The following is a 20572-nucleotide window of genomic DNA, read 5'->3' as shown; positions in this document are numbered from 1 at the left end:
ACCAGTTATTTTTCATGATTGATTAATAAGGATGAAAATTTCTCTTTATTTTTTAACTTGATAGTGATGTGCCGTGTCCCTTTAACCTTTTGCACGAATACTGGCAGAGCCTATTGAAATGAAAAAGTTGGATTATTTGATTAAAGTGTTATTTTAGGTATATATACTATAATACAGAGTAACATACATGGAAAGGAACGATAGAATATGGAAAAGTTACAAATTGGAGTTGTTGGTGTGGGCGTTATGGGAAAAAGCCTCGCACTTAACTTTGAGAGCAAAGGGTATTCTGTTGCCCTATATGATATTTCAAAGGAAAAAGTTGATGAAACCATTGAGGAAAACCGTGGTAAAAACTTAGTTGGTACTCATATAGTTGAAGAGTTTGTTAACTCACTTGAATCACCTAGAAAGATTTTATTAATGGTTAATGCGGGGGAAATTACAGATAAAGCGATTGATTCTCTAGTCCCTCACCTCGATAAAGGTGATATTTTAATTGACGGTGGTAATACATACTTTGTCGATACAATTCGCCGAAACAAACGTCTTGCCGAAGAAGGAATCAATTTCATCGGGGCAGGTGTGTCAGGCGGTGAAGAGGGTGCATTGAAGGGACCATCTATTATGCCAGGCGGACAGAAGGATGCATACGAAAAAGTAAAGGATATGCTTGAAAACATCTCTGCAAAAGTGAATAACGAGCCTTGCTGTTCTTATATCGGACCTAATGGGGCAGGACACTATGTAAAGATGGTTCACAATGGTATTGAGTATGGAGATATGCAATTAATTTGTGAAGCATATTTCTTCTTGAAACAAACACTAGATTTGACTGCAGAAGAGTTCCATGAAATATTTGCTGAATGGAATAAAGGTGAACTGAACAGCTATCTAATTGAGATTACAGCCGATATTTTCAAGAAGAAAGATGAAGAAACTGGTAAGCCATTAGTGGATGTTATTCTTGATACTGCAGGACAAAAGGGTACAGGGAAATGGACAAGTCAAAGCGCACTTGATTTAGGTATCTCTCTGCCTATTATCACGGAATCTGTATTTGCACGTTGCATTTCTGCTTTAAAAGAAGAGCGTGTGAACGCAAGCAAAGTTTTATCTGGCCCTAAAGATAAAACGGCAATTGGAGTTGAAAAAGCCGAATTAATTGAAGCGGTGCGCCAAGCTTTATATATGAGTAAAATTTGTTCTTATGCACAAGGATTCACGCAATTGAAGGCAGCTTCTGAGGAATATGATTGGAACCTTGATTTTGGCAGCATTTCTATGCTTTGGAGAGGCGGATGTATTATCCGTGCTGCCTTTTTACAGAACATTAAAGAGGCTTATGAGACTAACACTGATCTACCGAACCTTTTACTTGATCCATACTTTAAAGAAATTGTAGAGTCATATCAAGGTGGATTACGCCAAATTATCTCACTGGCGGTACAACAGGGCATTCCGATACCTGCATTTTCAGCAGCAATTTCTTATTATGACAGCTATCGTACTGCCAAACTACCTGCAAACTTGTTGCAAGCGCAGCGCGATTATTTTGGAGCACATACGTATAAACGAGTAGATAAAGAAGGTACATTCCATACAAAATGGATATAAAATAAAAAATGGACTAAGATTAAATTCTTAGTCCATTTTTTATTCCACAATTCGTAGGCTATAAGACCCCCACTGATGGAAGTTCACTTTAAACGAATGTATGAATCAAAATGCGTTTATTTTTCCCATTTAGATGAAAACCACATAATCTTTAATTTGAGTGGATAGAACTCTATAGATTAAAGTTTTACTTTATCAACTTCACTTTTATTTATCTGAATTTTCCGTTACTATTTTAAGTAGCCGTGAACAATTTCCTTTATTATGACAAAAAGGGACGAGAGATTTATGGACATTGCAAGGGGGCATATGGATGAAAGTGAGTGAAAAAACATATTTAAGTATAGAAGAGATTATTTCATTACCGGCCTTATCAAGTGCAAACATAAGTGATGATGGCAAAAATGTAGCATTTGTTAAGAGGACAGCTAACTGGAAAGACAATACATATAGAAATTATGTATGGATATATGAAAAAGGTAAAGGGAAAAGTTATCCATTAACAAATGGGGATATAGATAGTACATGCCCGTTATGGTCTTCAAATTCTAGGGATATTGCATACCTTAGCCCTGGTGGTAATGGGAAAAATCAAATCTTCGTTAAGTCATTAGATGGTTATAGTGGGGTGCAAATTACTGATGAGGAAGAAGGGGTCAGTACATTCAAATGGGATCATACTGGTAAAGGTTTTTATTATATTGCACAGGCAAAAGAATGTGAGGAAATAAAGAAACGTAAGGAGCTATATGGAGATTTCCACCATGTAGGTAAGGAACATCAAAATAATTGTTTATGCTACGTTGAAATAGAAAAAGTGATACAAAATGATAAAGAGGAACGAGAGATTAACGGTGTTTATCAATTAACTGATGGTAAGGATTTTTATATCCATGACTTTGATATTTCAAATGATGGGAAAAAAGTTGTATGTATGGCTACACCAAGCCTAAACGATTATATGAATGGTGATCTATATATATTAGATGTTGAAGCTGAGGAACTGCAAAAGATGAATGTAGATAAGTTGTTGGGCGGGAGCGTTTGCTTTTCTCCTGAGGGCAGCAAAATATGTTACTCAGCAAGCATAAGAGAGAAGGAGTATTATAGAAACCATATACAAGAGAGTACATTAGAGATATATGATATGAATACTGGAGAGGTACTTCAGCCCTTAACAAACTTTGATAGTACGGTTATGCCATTACAATGGACAGCTAAAGGGATCTTAATTAGATGGCAGGATAAAACGAATTATCGTATTGGATTACTAGCTGAAGATGGCACTATGGAAGTATTAAGTGACAACGTAGATGGTTTTATAATGGATGCTTCTATAACAAAGGATGGAAATCATATAACCTATAGTAAAGCTATAACAAATGAGACCTTTGAAATCTATTTGGACGATAAAAAAATAACGAATGAAAATAGCTTTTTCGAAGGGAAGCTTAAAAGCAACAGGGAAATCATCTCATGGCAAAGTAGTGATGGTCTTAAAATAGAGGGTGTTTTATCAAGACCAGTAGAGTTTGACTCAAATAAAAAATATCCTTTATTAGTAGTAATTCACGGAGGTCCGGCTTGGGCATCTTTTCCGATATTTTCAGATTGCTTCAATGAGAAATATCCGATTGAACAGTTTGTTGAAAAAGGCTTTATCGTTTTAGAGCCAAACTATAGAGGAAGTTCTGGTTATGGCAATGAATTTTTAAAAGCGAACTACAGAAAACAAGGACTTGCTGATTACGATGATGTTATATCTGGAGTGGATGAACTAGTTGAAAAAGGGATTGTAGATAAAGATAGAGTAGGAGTTATGGGATGGAGTAACGGAGGATATATATCAGCGTTCTGTTCTACATTTAGTAATAGATTTAAGGCGATTTCAGTTGGGGGCGGAATTACGAACTGGATTACTCATTACGTAAATACAGATATCCCTTACTTCATTAGGATGCATTTAGGAAATACTCCATGGAATGATCCAGATATATATACGAAAACATCACCAATGACATATATTAAATCAGCCTGTACGCCTACCTTAATCCAACATGGCGAAAAGGATCTAAGAATACCAATTACAAATGCATATGAGCTACATCAAGGATTAAGAGATATGGAAGTTGATACAGAACTAATTATATTTAAAGAAATGGCATATAGTTCTGACCAACCAGGAGTTCATGTGGCTATTATGAAGCAGAATTTGATGTGGTTTTCACACTATATACTTGGGGAAAGTATGAAAGATTTTAGAACTATATAATAGATATCCGCGCAGGGATTTTCCGTTGGGTAATCGGGTCAGATTGTTGAAAAAGAGATTCAACAAATTATATAATTTGTTGTAAACTAAACTATTATTGAAGAGATTTAAGTGAGTATAAAGAAACGTAATTCGGAGGACGAATATGACAGCGAATAAAAATGAGTTATCTGTAGAACAACGTGAAGAACTAATAAAAGTATTACAAGCTCGTTTTGAGAAAAACATGAACCGCCATGAAGGTCTTGAATGGGCTAAAGTTGAAGCGAAGATAGAAGCTAATGCTGAAAAATTATGGTCACTTAATGAAATGGAAGTAACAGGCGGTGAGCCGGATGTTGTTGGATATGACAAAGAGAAGGACGAGTATACTTTCTATGATTGTTCAAAGGAGAGTCCTAAAGGTCGTAGAAGCCTTTGTTATGATCTTGAAGCGTTAGAATCAAGAAAGAAGCATAAACCAGAAAATAACGCTATTGATGTGGCAGCCGCTATGGGTATTGAACTATTAACTGAAGAACAATATCGAGAGTTACAACAACTTGGAGATTTTGATATGAAATCATCAAGCTGGGTACAAACACCTTCAGATATTAGAGAACTCGGTGGTGCGCTATTTTGCGATTATCGCTTCGGACATGTTTTCGTGTACCACAATGGAGCAGACTCTTATTATGCTGCCAGAGGTTTTCGTGGCTCGTTAAGAGTTTAAATTTGGAGTAAATAAAAAAGAGCCTATACGCAGGCTCTTTTTCTTATTTATATTTTAAGAGTAAACCGTTACTACGCAGTTTTACTTAATTTATATGTTCCATGGCTGTTTTTACGGAAAAGTCTTGGGAAAACATAGCCATCTAATCCAATACGCCCGGCGTTCTGTCCTGCAACTAAAATGAACATAGTTAAAATAAGCAGGTTTGGATTTACACTAACAGTTCCGCTTAATAAAAATGCAAGATTCATTATGATTCCGAAAAATGCAGCTGTTTTTGTTAATCCGCCTAAAATCAAACCTAGACCTACTAAAATTTCTCCCCATTGAACTAAAAAGCTAAATAGGTCTGCATTTGGAAGAACAAAGTGTTGAAGGAAATCTGCCCACCAACTTTGTACGGCAGGGTGGTCACCTGATGCTTGAGCAATAGCGCCCTTTAGAAAACCACTTGCGTCAAAAGATTGTCCAAAGACTTTGCCGATTCCAGCAGCGAGCCATGTATATCCTATGTAAAGTCGTAAAAATAATAATATGAAAGCAGCACGTTTATCAGTTCTTAAAAAATTGATAACCATTGAAATCCCTCCAATATTGTATTTACAAGTTTATTATATATCTATTGTGAAAAAATTCACAATAGATAAAGTGTGAACAAAAGTAGTGTTTTTTTATGAAAATAAAGAAGGCATATAACAATCATATGTTATATGCCTTTTCTATTATATATTTAGTAATTTATTTAGGTAATGTAAATTTAGCTTTTTTACCTTGTGAAATATCTTTAGCTTCTTTATTTCTCATAGGTCCTAACTCAATCTCAAAGCTTTTATCTTTCCAAATCTTTTCATACTGCTCTTGATCTAAAATAAATACTTGCAGTAACTCTCCAGATGTTCCTGTTTTGACTGCAGCGTTATAGTCGTAATTTAGTAGCATACCTTCATTAATTGTATATTGTGTACCATCATTCACTCTTAATGTAGAGCTTATAGGAGATAATGAAACGTCTTGAGTATCTTTGTTATCAAGCTTGAATTTCACTGTTAATAGAACAATACCATTTTTGAAATTTGCAAAGCGTGGTGCTTCGACGGAATTTGGTGTGAATTGAGTAAATTGGTATCCGTCTAATGTAACATGAACAGCACCTAATTCTTGGCTGTTATTAATACTTGATTTCTCTTTTAACATTTTTTTATCGCCCATGTTATTAGCTGTAGCTTTATCTTGGTAGAAAGTTTTATCTGTTGCAACCTTTTCAGCACCTTGTTTATTTAAACTTAATGAAAAGCTTCCAGGGCTTCCGATTGGAGCATCGAATTTTCCTTTATTAGCTTGTGCAGTTGGGACTGTGACTGAGACTGTTGAGAGACTTGAAATTTTTTCTAGATCATCTTTTCCGAATGGATACGCGATATAACCAGAAATGGTTTCTCCTGCTTTTACTAAGTAATCATTCGTTGGAGCAAGCTTAGTTGGCAGCTGATCTTCTTTTGGAATTAAGTCTTTATAGTTACTATATACTTTCTGCGCACCAGTAAATGACATGTCCAATGCTGGCATATAATAAATATCTTTAGCTGAACTATTTTTTACGCTATAGTTCACAAGAATAACTCCGCCCTCTGTTTGACGGTTAAATGGAATGTTAAAGTCCGTATGGAATCCATTTAATTCAACTAATGTATAGCTGTTCATCGATACTGAAACATCTTCAGCTTTATAAACTTGTGGTTCCTTATTTTCAAAAAGAACTTTTGTTTTACCACCTGTTTCTTTTTCCATGTAGGAAATAAGTTTAGAATAATCGCTGGAGCTAGTAGCGGTATTTTCCGTCTTTTTATCTTCAGTTTTCTTGTTTTCGGATTTTTTATCTTCAGGTTTATTTTCTTTCGTCGTATCCGTTTTGCTTTCTTTTGTTGCATTTTCTTTTTGTTCTTTATTTGTCGTATCGCTTTGACCACAGCCGGTTATTACAAAAGCTGCTACGATTACTGCAGAAAATAAAGAAAGTAATTTTTTGGACATGTTTCTTCCCCCTATTTGTTTAAAACTAAACTCTCACATTAGCCCCACATTTTATTATAAGAAGGCTAGTCAATATTTACCAGTGTTTTTTCTGATTATTTCTATTATTTCAATATTATAATATAATAAATTTGATAGAAGTTTGGAATGGAATATTGGTTTTTATTTTTTATCATTTAAAATATTACATCATATTGTTAAGATAGAAATAGAGGTATATGGAAAGGAGACAAGGACTCAATATGTGGATGAACTTGTAATGATTCGAAATTAGATAGATGAATTTTTCTCTCATAAGTGAGGGGTTATTTAGCTATCTGTAAATCATGCAAGGACTGCATATTTGGCTTGTGCATCCCCTTTGTAAGGATAGATACCTATGTGGGGAAATTCATATCTCTTATATAAAATATGCGTCCTTTAAAATTGGAGGAGTATATGATGAATCAATTAAAACATAAAGTAGCAGTTGTTACAGGTGTAAGTCGTTTAGATGGTATAGGCGCAGCAATTTGTAAAGAATTAGCTGAAGCAGGATACGATATATTTTTTACGTATTGGACAGAGTATGATAAAGAGATGCCTTGGGGCGTTGATCAAAGTGAACAAATACAATTACAAGAAGGGTTACTAAAAAACGGTGTGAAAGTATCGAGTATGGAGTTAGATTTAACTCAGAATGATGCACCGAAAGAGCTTATAAATAAAGTTACTGAACAACTAGGCTACCCTCATATATTAATTAATAATGCAGCGTATTCTACAAATAATAATTTCTCTAATTTGACTGCTGAAGAATTAGATAAGCACTACATGGTCAATATTCGTGCGACTACATTATTAAGTAGTCAATTTGCCCGAGGGTTTGATAAGAAATCTGGTGGTAGAATTGTGAATATGACTTCGGGACAATTTCAAGGGCCTATGGTTGGAGAACTAGCGTATGCAACAACGAAGGGGGCTATTGATGCTCTTACTAGTTCGTTGTCAGCCGAGGTAGCTCATTTAGGAATAACAGTGAATGCAATTAACCCAGGTCCAACTGATACAGGCTGGATGACTGAAGAGATAAAGCAAGGATTAAAACCGATGTTTCCATTTGGTAGAATTGGTGAACCAAAGGATGCAGCAAGACTTATTAAGTTTTTAGTAAGTGAAGAAGCGGAATGGATTACTGGACAAGTTATTCATTCAGAAGGTGGATTCAAAAGGTAAAAAGAAGGTATCTCACCAGGGTGAGATACCTTCTTTTTTAATCTTTCTTCAATCTTCGTGCAATACCATTCCCTAAAGACTGTAATCCTTGAACGAGGATAATTAAAATAAAGACAGTTGCATACATTACTTCAGGTTCATAGCGTAAATGTCCGAATCGATATGCTAAATCCCCTAGCCCACCAGCGCCTACAAGACCAGCCATTGCTGTTGCGCCGATTAAGCCAATCGTTGCAATTGTTAATCCAAGTACAAGGGAGGGACGAGCTTCTTTCACCATGACGTGCCAAATAATTTTTATAGTAGAAACGCCCATCGCTTGGTAAGCTTCAATCACACCACGATCGACTTCTAATAATGCGGTCTCCATCAATCTTGCGATATAGGGAGCAGTGAAGACGACAAGCGGTACGATAACACCTTGTACACCAATGGATGTTCCCATTAGAAATTTTGTAAAAGGTAGAATGAAGAATAATAGAATGATAAATGGAAGAGAGCGAATGATATTAATAATTGTATTAAGAATTGGATAAATGATTTTGTTTTCTCGCTGTCCACCAGGTCTCGTTAAAACAAGTGTGACACCAAGTGGCAGTGCAATAAGGATCGAGATGAGTAATGAAATAGATGTCATTTGAAAGGTTTGTATTGTCGCCTCCCATATAACTTTACCCCATTCATCCAAAAAGGACTTGTTTTCCATGGTCTGTTCTACCTCCTTCTACGATGATTCCTTGTTCTTGTAAAAATGATAAAGCACGGTTGATTTCATTTTGTTCCCCTTGCATATGAATGACAAGTTTCCCGTATGCTTCATGTTTTAATTGAGTAATATTACCGGATAAAATATTCGGATATACTTGGAATCGTTTTGTAGCGACAGCTAATGCTGGTTCTCCTGAAGAATTTCCTATAAAAGAAAGAGTTACAATTTCACCAGTAGTTTGAAGTTCTTTTTGTACCTCTTCTGGAATTTTCGCTGCAAATGCGCTATTTACAAATTTCTTCGTTGTTACATGTTGTGGGTTTGTAAAAATATCTTTCACAGTCCCGCTTTCAACTACTGCTCCATGTTCCATAACAGCAACTCGGTCGCATATACGCTGGATAACGTTCATTTCATGTGTAATGAGTAAAATCGTAATTCCGATTTCTTCGTTGATTTTTAATAATAAATCAAGAATAGAGTCAGTTGTTTCTGGATCTAAAGCGCTCGTTGCTTCATCACTTAATAACACTTCCGGTTCATGTGATAGTGCACGCGCGATGGCTACACGTTGTTTCTGGCCACCAGAAAGTTCACTTGGATAGGCGTCTTTTCGATTAAAGAGATCGACAATACGTAAATACTTTTCTACCCTTTTTTCAATTTCTACTTTTGGAATGCCAGCAAGGCGTAAAGGTAGTGCGATATTTTCATAGACGGTAACGGTTTTAAGTAAATTGAACCCTTGAAAAATCATCCCGATTTTTTGTCTCGCTTTTGCTAGTTCTTTTGTAGACAGTTTTGTTAAATCTTGCTCGTTTACAATAATATTTCCTGTTGTTGGTTTTTCTAATAAATTTACACAGCGAATTAATGTACTTTTGCCAGCGCCGCTATATCCAATGATTCCAAATACTTCGCCCTTTTTTACTTGGAGGGAAGTAGACTTAAGAGCTTCCACATTCCCCTTTTTTGTTGTAAATACTTTGGATACATTTTTTAATTCAATCATTATCGTCAGCTCCTACCAAGACGGTAAAACAGAACCATCAAATTTTTTATCGATAAATTCTTTTACTTCTTTAGATTGATAAGCTTTCTTTAATTTATTTACAACAGCATCATCTTTATTTTCAGTACGAACAACGACCCAGTTTACATATGGTGAATCTTTTCCTTCGCGGAAGATAGAATCTTTCGCAGGGCTTAATTTTGCACCTAATGCAAAGTTTGTATTAATGGCAGCTGCTTTCACTTCACTTAGTTGTGTTGGTAATTGAGATGCCTCTAATTCAACGATCTTTAAATTTTTTGGATTTTCAATTACATCTTTCGCAGTCGCTTTTTCTGTCGCTTTTGGATCCACTTTTAAAACCCCTGCTTTTTCAAATAGTTTTAAAGCTCGAAGTTCATTCGTTGGATCATTTGGTACAGCAATTGCATCGCCCTCTTTTAATTCTTTTACATCCTTTAAGCTTTTTGAATATACGCCCATAGGGAATGTTACTGTTGAAAATACTTCAGTTAATTTCATATTACGTTCAGCTTTAAATACGTCTAAATATGATTTTGTTTGATAGCTATTTACATCAAGGCTTTTTTCATCGAGGGATACGTTCGGTGCTACATAATCATTAAATACTTTTATATCAATTTCGAGACCGTCTTTCGCTGCTACTTCTTTTACCTTTTCAAAAATTTGTTCATGTGGCCCTCCTGTTACACCGACAGTAATCTTTTTCTCATCTAACGCTTTTACTTCTTTATCTGAACTCCCGCTACATGCGCTTAATAATAATACAGCCCCACTTACAATGCTTAATAATACTTTCTTCATCTATAATTCCCCCTTAAATATACGTTCCAAAATAAAAAGCACCTCTCAAAAATAAGAGAGGTGCCGAATAGACAAAATAGATTCCTCTCTTATCTTCCAAAACGAGAACTCGTTTTGCAGGAATTAGCACCTTAGCTTATACGTTATAAGCTCGGTTGCCGGGCATCATCGGGCCAGTCCCTCCGCCACTCTTGATAAGAGTATGTGTATGTAGTTTTTTTAATATGGTACTAATAGTAAATCTTACAAAAAGAATTGTCAACGTTATTTTCTGAATATATTTTATTTTAAGGTAATCGAAACGTTCCCCTTTTTATGCCCTTTTTCTACATATATATGAGCTTCAGCAATTTCTTCTAATCGGTAAGTTCTATCAATAACAGGCTTTAAACTTTCTGTTTCAGTTAGTTTTTTTAGTAGAAACATATCTTCTTTACTTACCTTTGCCATCATTCCATTAACAGATACATATATTCCATTAGGTGTTAATACTTGTTTACAAAGGGATTTTTTATATTTTCCAACTGCATCAAATATAACATCATAGTATTCCCCCTGCTTAGTAAAATCTTCTTTCGTATAATCGATTACTTTGTCAGCCCCTAAAGATTGCACGAGTTCAAAATTTGAATGACTACAAACAGCTGTAACGGTTGCGCCGAAATATTTAGCAAGTTGTACGGCAGCTGTTCCTACTGATCCAGATGCGCCATATATTAGTGCTTGTTGCCCCCTTTTTATACGGGCCTTTCTTAGGAAGTGTAGTGCCGAAGTTGCGCCAAAGGGAATAACTGCTGCTTCCTCATACGTTACATTGGTAGGTTTTAATGCTACTAATCCACTTTCATGTACACAGGTATATTCTGCATAACCACCGACATTAAGCTCTGTTAATGCAAAAATTTGATCTCCTTTTTTAAATTGAGTTACATCTGTTCCTATTTCTTCGATTTCGCCGGATAACTCTACACCGAGTATAGGCTTTCTCGGTTTTCTAAAACCTAATATGATTCGCATAGGAATCCAAAATAAGAGAGGGCTATTAAACCCACGTATTCTACAATCTCCAGTCGTTACACTCGTTGCGTGAATCTTGACTAATACTTCGTTCTTTTTAGGTATAGGTTTCTCTATATTTTGAAGCTGAAGAACGTTAGGTGGTCCATACTGTGTGCAAATGATCGCCTTCATAATGACCTCCTGAAATGAGTTGTCGTTATTTACATCATATTTAAACTCTTCATTAAACATGTCGCTATATAGCGAATATAGATTGAAATTTATATAGATTTCATAGGAAAAGAGATGATATTATTTTGGGAAAGGGGGGCGGAATTATGAAAAAAATTATTTTTATTTCAAGTTTAGTGCTTGCAATCAGTCTAGGGGTAGGATGTAGTAATGAGAAAACAGCAAAGACGGATGAGCCGAAAAAAGAATCCGTTCAAAAAGAAAAGGAATTAACGGCGAAAGATGTTTTCAAGAAAACGAATGAAGCTTTTAAAAATGAAGAACATGTAACGATGACATATGGTGTAGGGGTAAAAGCTGAGGGAACAGAGATGGATATATTAAAGGCTAAGATGCAATTAGAGCCAAAGACAAAGAATTCTCGTTCTGAAATGAACATTTCCGGTACAGATGTTGTAGTGTATACTGTGGATGGTAAAGTTGCTGGTGAGGTAAAAAACCCTAATACAGGAGAAGTTATAACCGTACCAGAGGAGCAATTAAACGCTGGTGGAATGAAAGCGACTCAAGATATTATAGATAAATTAGAAGTACCGGAAGTAGTTTTAGATAAAATGAAGCTGGAGAAAAGCGGAGATAAATATAAACTGAAATTTACATTAAAAGGGCAAGAAACAGAAAGTATGTTAACTAGCATGGATGAAACGCAGAAGAAAATGTTACAAGCACAAAATGCGAAGATAGAAGAAGTGGATGCAGAATATATCATTACAAAAGATTTTAAATATGAATCAGCAAAGATAGACATGATTATGAGTAGTAATGGCAAGGATAAAGCACACATTATTACGAACGCAAAATATACGTCGTATGAAAAGTTTGCCCCAATACAATTGCCAGCAGCAAAGTAACAGTTTTGATAAGGAGGGACCTAAAATAAGGTCCCTCTTTTTTGTATTCTTTCTTCATAGGAAAATAGGTACAATATAAAGAGGAAAAGATGTAGAAGAGGAGAGTGTCATTTGAAAAAAGGAAAGATAGTAGTGGCCATTGTAGCGTATACCGTTTTGCTTGCAACGTCTGTACATACATATAAAAAACAACTGGATCATCCTATTATGAGTGATGTAGGTAAATTGCTTCCGACAAAAATAAAACGTGTTGAAAGTGCTACGGATGAGCACCCTTTAATAAAATTAGTGCAAGATGCGAATGTTTCTGGAGAGAAGATTTCTATTGCTGGTATGCAACATAGTCAGGGCGGGCAGACGTATTATCCACATGGTACGATGCTTGATATGAAAGGGTATAATAAAATATTAGAATTTGATCCAGAGAAGAAGCGCATTACAGTTCAAAGTGGTGTCACGTGGAATGATATTCAGAAGAAAGTAAATCCATATGGTCTTGCTGTTCAGGTGATGCAATCGCAAAATATTTTTACGGTTGGTGGTTCATTAAGTGTAAATGTACATGGTCGTGATATTCGTCATGAGGCATTGATTGATACAGTCGAATCATTTCGATTACTAATGGCAGATGGCACTGTACGTAATGTAAGTAGAGAAGAGAATGCGGATTTATTTCCTTACGTCATTGGCGGTTATGGGTTATTTGGTGTCATTTTAGATGTGACTTTAAAGTTAACAAATGATGAATTATATGAAACGCATACGAAAATGCTAGATTATAAAGAATACACGTCTTATTTCAAAGAAAAAGTGAAAAAAGATGCTAATGTTCGTATGCACTTAGCTCGTATTTCCGTTGCTCCAAATTCATTCTTAAGAGAAATGTATGTGACAGATTATACATTGGCACAAAATCAAAATATGAGGGAAGAGTATAGTGAACTAAAAGAAGAAACTATTATAGCAGCGCCGAAATTTTTACTTGGATTATCACGCTATAGTGATTGGGGAAAGAATACGTTTTGGGATATACAAAGAAGTTATTTCGAACGTACAGATGGAAAGTATGAGACGCGAAATAATGTTATGAGGTCAGATAGTGCCTTTATGGAATATGAAAATCCGAATAGGACAGAGGTGTTACAAGAATATTTTGTGCCTATAGATTCTTTCACGGAATACATAGATGATTTACGTAACGTATTAAATGAGGAAGAGTTTAATTTGCTCAATATTACGATTCGTTACGTGGAAAAGAATGAAAATGCAGTTTTATCCTATGCAAAAGATGATATGTTTGCACTGGTTCTTTTAATTAATCAAGGGCGTTCTGAAAATGAGATAAAGAAAACAGAGGATGTCATTCAGAAGATGATTGATGTTACGTTAAAGCATAACGGTAGTTATTATTTACCGTATTATTCTTATCCAACGAAAGCGCAGTTAAAGAGAGCATATCCTCGTATAGAAGAGTTTCTTCAGAAGAAAAAAGAAGTGGATCCAAAAGAGAGATTTGTGAATTTATTTTATAGGGAGTATACGAAATGACATATAGAAGATTTGTAGCTTCACAAAGCATGATTATGATGGCTGGAAGTATGGTATTTCCTTTTTACATTCTATTGCTTCGGAATGTTGGAAATAGCTTCTCACAGTTTGGCTGGGCATATGGCTTATTTGCCTTAACTTCAGCTCTAGTATATCCGTTAGTTGGAAGAATCTCTGATAGAGTAGGTGATAGAAAGTTATTAATTATATACGCCTGGTCCATGGCAATATTAATGCTTTGTTTTCCTATTGCAACAGAAGTATGGCATGTATACATTCTTCAAATTTTAATGGGTATTTTAGGGGCTGTGCAGCGTAATACAGAGAAGACGTCGTTAGCACGAAAAGTTGTACAAGAAAATGCTGGTTATGAGATTGGAAAATATCACGTGTGGACATCGATTGGAGGAGCAGTAGCAATTATTGCAACAGGATATTTAGTAGATTTCTTTACGATCGGCACGATTTTTTATATTGCATCTATCTTATATGTAGTAAGCGGAGTTGTATTAAGTAGTAAAAAAATATAACTATTCCCATTTTTACCTGAATAACCTTTATTTGTTATACTAAAGGGGAAGACAAAAGAAAAGGGGACATTGCCTTTGATGAAATTTTTAATTTTAGCTATTCTCACTTTGTTTTTGATTCCATGGACAAGAAGAGGCGGTAGTAAACTTCGAGCAGTGGATAAGAAAGGGGATGAGAAGGTTGTAAAGGGTAAGAAATCATCCATTTTAGTTATTCCAGTTTTATTTTGGATAGGTATTGCAATCTATGAATATTTTTGGCTAATTGATGATCGAGCAGATTCAATTCTTACTCATTATTCTGTTGCAGTAGCAATTTTAATTGGGCTTGTTTTATTTTCACAAGATCAAATAGGAAAATTAGAAGGCACATTAAAAGGAATTCTAATGTTTGTTTTACTCGCAAGTTACGGCTACTTTGGTTACTTGCACGATATAGTAATCTCGCAAACGAAATATGATTCTGTTGTAAAGGTAGAGAAAGATATTTCAGAGCCATTTACTGAAAATGATCAGCCGTTTACAGTGCCTCCAAAGACAGCGGAGAATAAGATGAAAAAAGTATTTGGGGATATTCCGAAAGTAGCTTATTTTGAGCTAGGAGAATTAACACCACAAATGGTAAATGGTGAGGCTTTATACGTAGCACCGATTGAAGTTTCAGGCTTTTTTAAAGCTCGTAAAGCGGAGACAATTCCAGGGTACGTAACAATGTCAGGTACGAATCCCGATGCAGAAGCAAAACTGCACCTCGGTTATAAAATGAAATACGTGCCAAGCATGTTTTTCGGGAATAACTTAGAGCGTGTGGTAAGGCAAGCGGAACCAAATTTAATCTTTAAAGGGAAACCTAAATTTGAAGTGGATGATAAAGGGAGACCGTATTATACAATGACGTACGGTGAATTTATTTCAGGAAGATCTGGATTTGAGGTAGAGGGCGTTGTAGTAGTAGATGCACAAACAGGTGAGGTGAAAAGATATGATAAAGGAAAGGCACCTAAATTTGTTGATGGCGTATTAAATCACGAGACTGCATCTACGTTAAATACGTACTTCGGTAAATATATTCACGGATTTTGGAATACAAAATTCTCGCAAACTGATATGAAGATCCCGACTGAGTGGGGAACGAAAGAAGGAGTTACACCGATTTTCGGTAAGGATGGAACACTATATTACTTTACTGATTTCACTTCTCCGAAAGAAGGAGTAGATTCTGCGTTAGGTTACTCACTCATTGATGCGCGTACAGGTAAGTTGTATTACTATAATGGAAAAGAAGTAAAGGGAATTATGGATGGTTCGGCTGCTTCGGAAGTCGTGGATAATTCCTTTAAGAGAGAAAAGTGGCATGGAACGATGCCGGTTATTTATAACGTGTACGGTAAACCTTCTTGGATTGTACCTGTTATTGATGATGGAGGGTTAGTACGTGCCCATACGGTTATCTATGCTTCTAATGCGAAAATATTTGCAACAGGTTCGACGCAAAAAGAAGCGCTTGAGAATTATAAAAATGCGCTGAGTGGAAGCGGAGATTCATTTAGACCGACTTCAAATGGAAAAGAGGCGCAAAAAGAAGGCGTTGTACAACGTGTATATAAAGAAAAATCAGGTGAAAATACAATTGTTTATGTACTGTTGGAGAACGAACAAAAAGTGTTTATGATACCTACGAAAAAGTTCCCATATGCTATGTTTACAGAAGTGGGAGATCCAATTCAAATCACATATTTAGATACAGGAGAGGCGATGTCTTCCGTATCTAAATTTACAAATAGTAATTTGAACAAGTAAAGCGATAGAGATTCTATCGCTTTTTTTACAAAATTAAACAGGAAAATGCGCTATACTTGACGTATGTTTATGTTGTAACTATAATTGTTACGATTTAGTATGTATAGGAAAGGGTGAACGAAAAAAGTGAATGAAGTTAATCAGGAAATATATAAGCCTGTAAAGATGAACAGGTTATGGATGATTCTTGTATTAGGAACACTTACGGCGATTGGACCATTATCTATTGATATGTATTTGCCTTCGTTACCGAAATTAACGGATGACTTGCAAACAGGTGCATCTCTAGCACAGCTTACATTAACAGCTTGTTTGCTTGGGCTTTCAGTAGGACAATTATTTGTTGGCTCAATTAGTGATATTTACGGAAGACGCAAACCTCTTATTATTGCTCTTATTATTTATGTTGCTTCTTCTTTACTTTGTGCTGTTGCGCCATCTATTTGGACTTTAGTGTTATTACGCTTTCTACAAGGAGCTTCAGGATCAGCCGGTATTGTTATATCACGTGCAATGGTACGTGACATGTATTCAGGTTCTGAAATGACGAAATTCTTCTCACTGCTCATGTTAGTAAACGGAGCAGCACCTATTTTGGCACCGATTATTGGGGGACAATTATTACAGTTTACAACGTGGCGCGGTGTCTTTATCGTTCTCGGAGCAATAAGTGTATTTATGTTAATATCAGCTACTTTCGTATTACGTGAAACATTACCTCCTGAAGAAAGAGAAACAGGCGGTTTGTCAGGGACGTTAGCGACGTACGGAAAACTGTTAAAGGACCGTTTGTTTATGGGATATGCATTGTCACAAGGATTAGTAACGGCGGCAATGTTTGCATACATTTCGGGATCACCATTTGTGTTGCAGAACATATACGGAGCATCACCACAGCAATTTAGTTTATTCTTTGCAATCAACGGTATCGGTATTATTATTGCGAGTCAGGTTACGGGTCGTTTAGCAGGGAAAGTGAATGAGAAGACATTATTTGTCTCTGGTATTGTTATTGCAGCTGTTGGTGGTTTATCTTTACTACTAACAATCTTATTAGGAATAGGGTTAATTGGTGTTTTATGCTCGTTATTCCTTGTCGTATCAAGTGTTGGGGTTGTCTCAACAACTGGGTTCTCATTAGCGATGAGAAATCAAAAACAAGCTGCAGGAACAGCATCAGCTTTATTAGGCTTATTACAGTTCATTTCAGGAGCGCTTGTTGCACCGCTAGTAGGTATTGGTGGAAGTAATACCGCATTACCGATGGGTGTTGTAATAGCTCTTTGTGAAATTGTTGCGGTACTATGCTATTTATTTATGGCTAGAAGAAGTGAAAAGCAGTTTGAACTGCAAGCAAGACAAAATTTAGAGGCTTAACAAAAAAGAACTGATTCAAAGGGAATATTTGAATCAGTTCTTTTTTTCATTTCTTTCAAATACCTCATACATATTATTCATGATCGTATCATATAAAATAGCAAGTTTATCCCACACCCAGCGATTACTATCAACTTCTTTTTCCCCGCAGTCGATAATATCGGTATGGTCGGTAATTTTATACGCTTTTTTAACGATAATAGGAGCAATTTTCGGTATACGTGGGATTTCTTTTAAGATATCTGCGAAGTTTCCAATGTAGACATGACCGATGATTTCGATTGTTAATGATTTATCTGATATATTTAGCACTGTATGAAATTGATTTGTATGTTGTTGTTTTAAATATTGGGCTAACTTAAATGGAGCATGCTTCTTTTTTAATACGCGGCGAAGGCTCTCTGTATTTTCGATATGAAGTGATTTTTCGCGAATAAGGACACGAATATCTTCTCCCATAAAAGGCATTGTATTGTACATAGATGATTCTCCTTAAAAACTTACATATGTTTGCGTTATGCATATGTAAGTCTAGCATGGTTTGTTCTTTATGTGTGCTTACAGTTTTGTAAGGTGCTGTAGTAAAGCAGTGCAAAAGTTATTTGTATAAAGTGACGATACTGTGACAAACATGTTGGTATATATATTACGATGTCGTCTTAAGTGTAAAAAGTAGGATGTTCTCGGTATAATAACAAGTGGAGATAAAAGAAACTATAATGAGTAGTAGCTGTAGATAAAAGGAGAAGAAGAGATGAAGAAGGTTTTGGGTATTGCTGTAATGGGAAGTATGATCCTTCTAGCAGGATGTAATGGAAATAAGGATACGAAAGAACCGAAAGAAAAGGTAGAGCAATCTACAGAACAAACAGAAGAAATGAAAGAATACCGTGCAGTACATGAAAAATACGATTTGAAAATGAATAAAGAAATTAATAACGCACTGCAGTTATTTGAAGTGGCAAAAGAAAAGGGCGGTAAGGAAATAACGACTGCTACATATAAAGAAGATGTGCAAAAGGTAACAACGAGCATGTTAGAAGATATTGATCATATACGAAAAGAAATTCGTGTTCCGAAGTCGAAAGAGCAAGAACATGAGGTATATGTCGGTTTCTTGAATGAATCGGAACAAGCAATGAAAAAATTACAGAAGTTAGCTAAAGAAGAAGATTCATCGTTGATTCGTGATATAGAAATTAATTTTGCAACAGCATCGACATACTATAAACGTTTTCAAGCAGAAACGAAAAAATAACCTTGCCTGTGCAAGGTTATTTTTTCTTCTTACGATCGCCGTCTTCATCCTCGGATACTAATACCTTCTGTTCTTCGTGAAATTCGGAAATAGTTTGCCCGGTAATATTATCAAAGGGGGTGTAAAAAGAGGTAATGCTTTTCTTTTTAATGAAAAGTTTATAAAATCCAATGATAACAAGTATAACGATTGTTAATGGTAATCCTATAGTTGCTAGAAGTAAGGGATCCATCATATAACTCCTTTCATATCGTTTTTTTTTATTATAGGCGAAAAACTGTAATTTAGATAAACACACTATTAAAAACTGATTTTTCTAAATATATCCAATTTGATTGACTTTTCATTTTTTCAGAATTATAATTCGAAATATACAATTTGAACCAAATAATAAAATAGCAATTTACTTATCCAGAGAGGTAGAGGGACTGGCCCTATGACACCTCAGCAGCGGGTTCTGTAATAGGAACACCGTGCTAATTCCAGCAAGCAAGTCTTGAAAGATAAGTGATAGGCCTTTGTTTATTAAGCCTTGATCTTATTTTTTAAGATCAAGGCTTTTTGTATTCTAAAAAGAGAAAAGGGAGTAATGGAAAAAGTACGTTCATAAAACTAAGTAAATATATGTGTTTAGGGGGTTAATGAAGTGTATGTAATTAAAAAATTATCAGTTATGGTGTTCACGCTATGGGTTATTACGACGGTGACATTTCTAATTATGCATATTATTCCGGGGGATCCATTTTCATCAGATGCAAAAATCTTTCCTGAAGAAGTGATCCAAAACATGAGAGCGAAGTATCACCTTGATGAACCGTTATGGAATCAATATGTTGCTTATTTAGACGGCGTAGTTCATTTTGATTTTGGTGAATCTGTTCAATCAACCGGGCAAGGTGTATCAGAAATTATAACAACTGGTTTTGGTCCATCAGCAATTATTGGTTTACAAGCACTTATTATTTCATTGCTAGTCGGAATTGCTGCAGGTACATTTGCGGCTCTCTATCATGGGAAGGTAATTGATTACGGTGTAAGTTTACTTGCCATCCTCGGTATTTCTATTCCGAGCTTTATTTTAGCACCACTATTTATACAAGTATTCGCTATTCAATTCGAGCTCTTACCAGTAGCCTCTTGGGGTACATTTGAACATACGGTATTGCCATCCTTTGCATTAGCGTTAGGACCAATCGCAGTGATTACAAGATTTGTTCGCTCTAATATGATTGAAGTTTTGCAGAGTGATTATATTAAGTTAGCGAGAGCGAAAGGTATACCGATTAAGAAAATTATTATAAGACATGCTCTTCGAAATGCAATTGTTCCGGTACTTACATTTGTTGGACCGTTAATGGCGGGACTTTTAACAGGTACTTTCGTTATTGAAAAGATTTTTTCAATTCCTGGTCTCGGAAAATATTTTGTAGATAGTATTTTTAATCGAGATTATCCAGTGATTATGGGAACAACCATTTTTTATAGTGCACTTTTAATTGTATGTATTTTTATTACAGATATTATTCATCGTATTGTTGATCCACGTATTCGTTCTATTACGTAA

The 20572-nt window shown here is 35.5% G+C and carries 19 protein-coding genes and 2 riboswitches; of the genes, 11 read left to right on the top strand and 8 right to left on the bottom strand.

Translation table 11 applies throughout. The features are described 5' to 3' along the window. The first annotated feature begins 207 nt into the window (after window positions 1–207). From gndA to ACTFNE_RS25420, 3 genes are all read left to right on the top strand, one after another. A complete protein-coding gene (gene gndA, locus ACTFNE_RS25430) occupies window positions 208–1617 on the top strand; it encodes an NADP-dependent phosphogluconate dehydrogenase (RefSeq protein WP_046199600.1) in 1410 nt (469 codons plus the stop codon). Between the two features lie 313 nt (window positions 1618–1930). Continuing rightward, window positions 1931–3889, top strand: coding sequence for a S9 family peptidase (locus ACTFNE_RS25425; protein WP_270706030.1), 1959 nt, complete (start codon window positions 1931–1933; stop codon window positions 3887–3889). Between the two features lie 145 nt (window positions 3890–4034). Continuing rightward, window positions 4035–4601, top strand: a complete 567-nt coding sequence (locus ACTFNE_RS25420) for a DUF4256 domain-containing protein (RefSeq protein ID WP_000126341.1) — start codon at window positions 4035–4037, stop codon at window positions 4599–4601. A gap of 71 nt (window positions 4602–4672) precedes the next feature. Here the strand turns inward: ACTFNE_RS25420 and ACTFNE_RS25415 are convergent, their stop codons facing one another. Together ACTFNE_RS25415 and ACTFNE_RS25410 are read right to left on the bottom strand one after the other, a co-directional pair. Continuing rightward, entirely contained in the window at window positions 4673–5179 is a 507-nt protein-coding gene (locus ACTFNE_RS25415) for a DoxX family membrane protein (protein WP_046199319.1), read from the bottom strand. A 160-nt stretch (window positions 5180–5339) separates the two neighbouring features. Then, window positions 5340–6632: a DUF5068 domain-containing protein gene (locus ACTFNE_RS25410; RefSeq protein ID WP_046199320.1), complete on the bottom strand. Its 1293-nt coding sequence runs from the start codon at window positions 6630–6632 to the stop codon at window positions 5340–5342. A gap of 438 nt (window positions 6633–7070) precedes the next feature. Here ACTFNE_RS25410 and ACTFNE_RS25405 point away from each other — a divergent pair, with 438 nt between their 5' ends. Further along, window positions 7071–7847, top strand: coding sequence for an SDR family oxidoreductase (locus ACTFNE_RS25405; protein WP_046199321.1), 777 nt, complete (start codon window positions 7071–7073; stop codon window positions 7845–7847). A 37-nt stretch (window positions 7848–7884) separates the two neighbouring features. Here the strand turns inward: ACTFNE_RS25405 and ACTFNE_RS25400 are convergent, their stop codons facing one another. From ACTFNE_RS25400 to ACTFNE_RS25385, 4 genes are all read right to left on the bottom strand, one after another. Beyond that, complete coding sequence (locus tag ACTFNE_RS25400; protein WP_000428874.1) at window positions 7885–8553, bottom strand: methionine ABC transporter permease; 669 nt, start codon at window positions 8551–8553, stop codon at window positions 7885–7887. Further along, window positions 8528–9568 carry a methionine ABC transporter ATP-binding protein gene (locus ACTFNE_RS25395; protein ID WP_046199322.1) on the bottom strand — a complete coding sequence of 347 codons (1041 nt, stop codon included), beginning with the start codon at window positions 9566–9568 and terminating at the stop codon, window positions 8528–8530. The genes ACTFNE_RS25400 and ACTFNE_RS25395 overlap by 26 nt, the downstream gene beginning before the upstream one ends. A gap of 12 nt (window positions 9569–9580) precedes the next feature. After that, entirely contained in the window at window positions 9581–10393 is an 813-nt protein-coding gene (locus tag ACTFNE_RS25390; RefSeq protein ID WP_000757003.1) for a MetQ/NlpA family ABC transporter substrate-binding protein, read from the bottom strand. 86 nt (window positions 10394–10479) lie between these two features. Then, window positions 10480–10594: riboswitch (SAM riboswitch) on the bottom strand. Window positions 10595–10675: 81 nt separating this feature from the next. Next, window positions 10676–11584, bottom strand: coding sequence for an NAD(P)-dependent alcohol dehydrogenase (locus ACTFNE_RS25385; protein ID WP_046199323.1), 909 nt, complete (start codon window positions 11582–11584; stop codon window positions 10676–10678). A 146-nt stretch (window positions 11585–11730) separates the two neighbouring features. Between ACTFNE_RS25385 and ACTFNE_RS25380 the strand changes: the two genes are divergently transcribed. The 5 genes from ACTFNE_RS25380 to ACTFNE_RS25360 all read left to right on the top strand — a co-directional run bounded on the left by ACTFNE_RS25380 (window position 11731) and on the right by ACTFNE_RS25360 (window position 17750). Continuing rightward, on the top strand, window positions 11731–12495 hold the full coding sequence (locus ACTFNE_RS25380; RefSeq protein ID WP_046199324.1) for a DUF6612 family protein: 765 nt from the start codon (window positions 11731–11733) through the stop codon (window positions 12493–12495). Window positions 12496–12606: 111 nt separating this feature from the next. After that, a complete protein-coding gene (locus tag ACTFNE_RS25375) occupies window positions 12607–14043 on the top strand; it encodes an FAD-binding oxidoreductase (RefSeq protein WP_046199325.1) in 1437 nt (478 codons plus the stop codon). After that, on the top strand, window positions 14040–14573 hold the full coding sequence (locus ACTFNE_RS25370) for an MFS transporter (protein WP_046199326.1): 534 nt from the start codon (window positions 14040–14042) through the stop codon (window positions 14571–14573). Before ACTFNE_RS25375 ends, ACTFNE_RS25370 begins: the two co-directional genes overlap by 4 nt. Window positions 14574–14651: 78 nt before the next feature. Next, window positions 14652–16373: a DUF3981 domain-containing protein gene (locus ACTFNE_RS25365; protein ID WP_046199327.1), complete on the top strand. Its 1722-nt coding sequence runs from the start codon at window positions 14652–14654 to the stop codon at window positions 16371–16373. A 165-nt stretch (window positions 16374–16538) separates the two neighbouring features. Then, a complete protein-coding gene (locus ACTFNE_RS25360) occupies window positions 16539–17750 on the top strand; it encodes a multidrug effflux MFS transporter (RefSeq protein ID WP_046199357.1) in 1212 nt (403 codons plus the stop codon). Window positions 17751–17783: 33 nt separating this feature from the next. On the opposite strand, the gene ACTFNE_RS25355 is transcribed toward ACTFNE_RS25360, so the two are convergent. After that, window positions 17784–18230 carry a hypothetical protein gene (locus tag ACTFNE_RS25355; protein ID WP_000282866.1) on the bottom strand — a complete coding sequence of 149 codons (447 nt, stop codon included), beginning with the start codon at window positions 18228–18230 and terminating at the stop codon, window positions 17784–17786. A gap of 274 nt (window positions 18231–18504) precedes the next feature. Between ACTFNE_RS25355 and ACTFNE_RS25350 the strand changes: the two genes are divergently transcribed. Further along, a complete protein-coding gene (locus ACTFNE_RS25350) occupies window positions 18505–19008 on the top strand; it encodes a hypothetical protein (protein WP_000756528.1) in 504 nt (167 codons plus the stop codon). 16 nt (window positions 19009–19024) lie between these two features. Here ACTFNE_RS25350 and ACTFNE_RS25345 read toward each other — a convergent pair whose 3' ends face one another. Continuing rightward, a complete protein-coding gene (locus tag ACTFNE_RS25345; protein ID WP_000371392.1) occupies window positions 19025–19240 on the bottom strand; it encodes a DUF3951 domain-containing protein in 216 nt (71 codons plus the stop codon). A gap of 172 nt (window positions 19241–19412) precedes the next feature. Next, window positions 19413–19518, top strand: a riboswitch (SAM riboswitch). Window positions 19519–19654: 136 nt separating this feature from the next. On the opposite strand from ACTFNE_RS25345, the gene ACTFNE_RS25340 reads away from it, so the two are divergent. Further along, on the top strand, window positions 19655–20572 hold the full coding sequence (locus tag ACTFNE_RS25340; RefSeq protein ID WP_000289310.1) for an ABC transporter permease: 918 nt from the start codon (window positions 19655–19657) through the stop codon (window positions 20570–20572).

The organism is Bacillus cereus group sp. MYBKT111-2, assembly GCF_051915205.1.
GTDB classification, from domain to species: Bacteria; Bacillota; Bacilli; order Bacillales; family Bacillaceae_G; genus Bacillus_A; species Bacillus_A paranthracis.
Note: the sequence above shows the minus strand (reverse complement) of the source record. Positions and strands in the feature narration are given on the sequence as shown.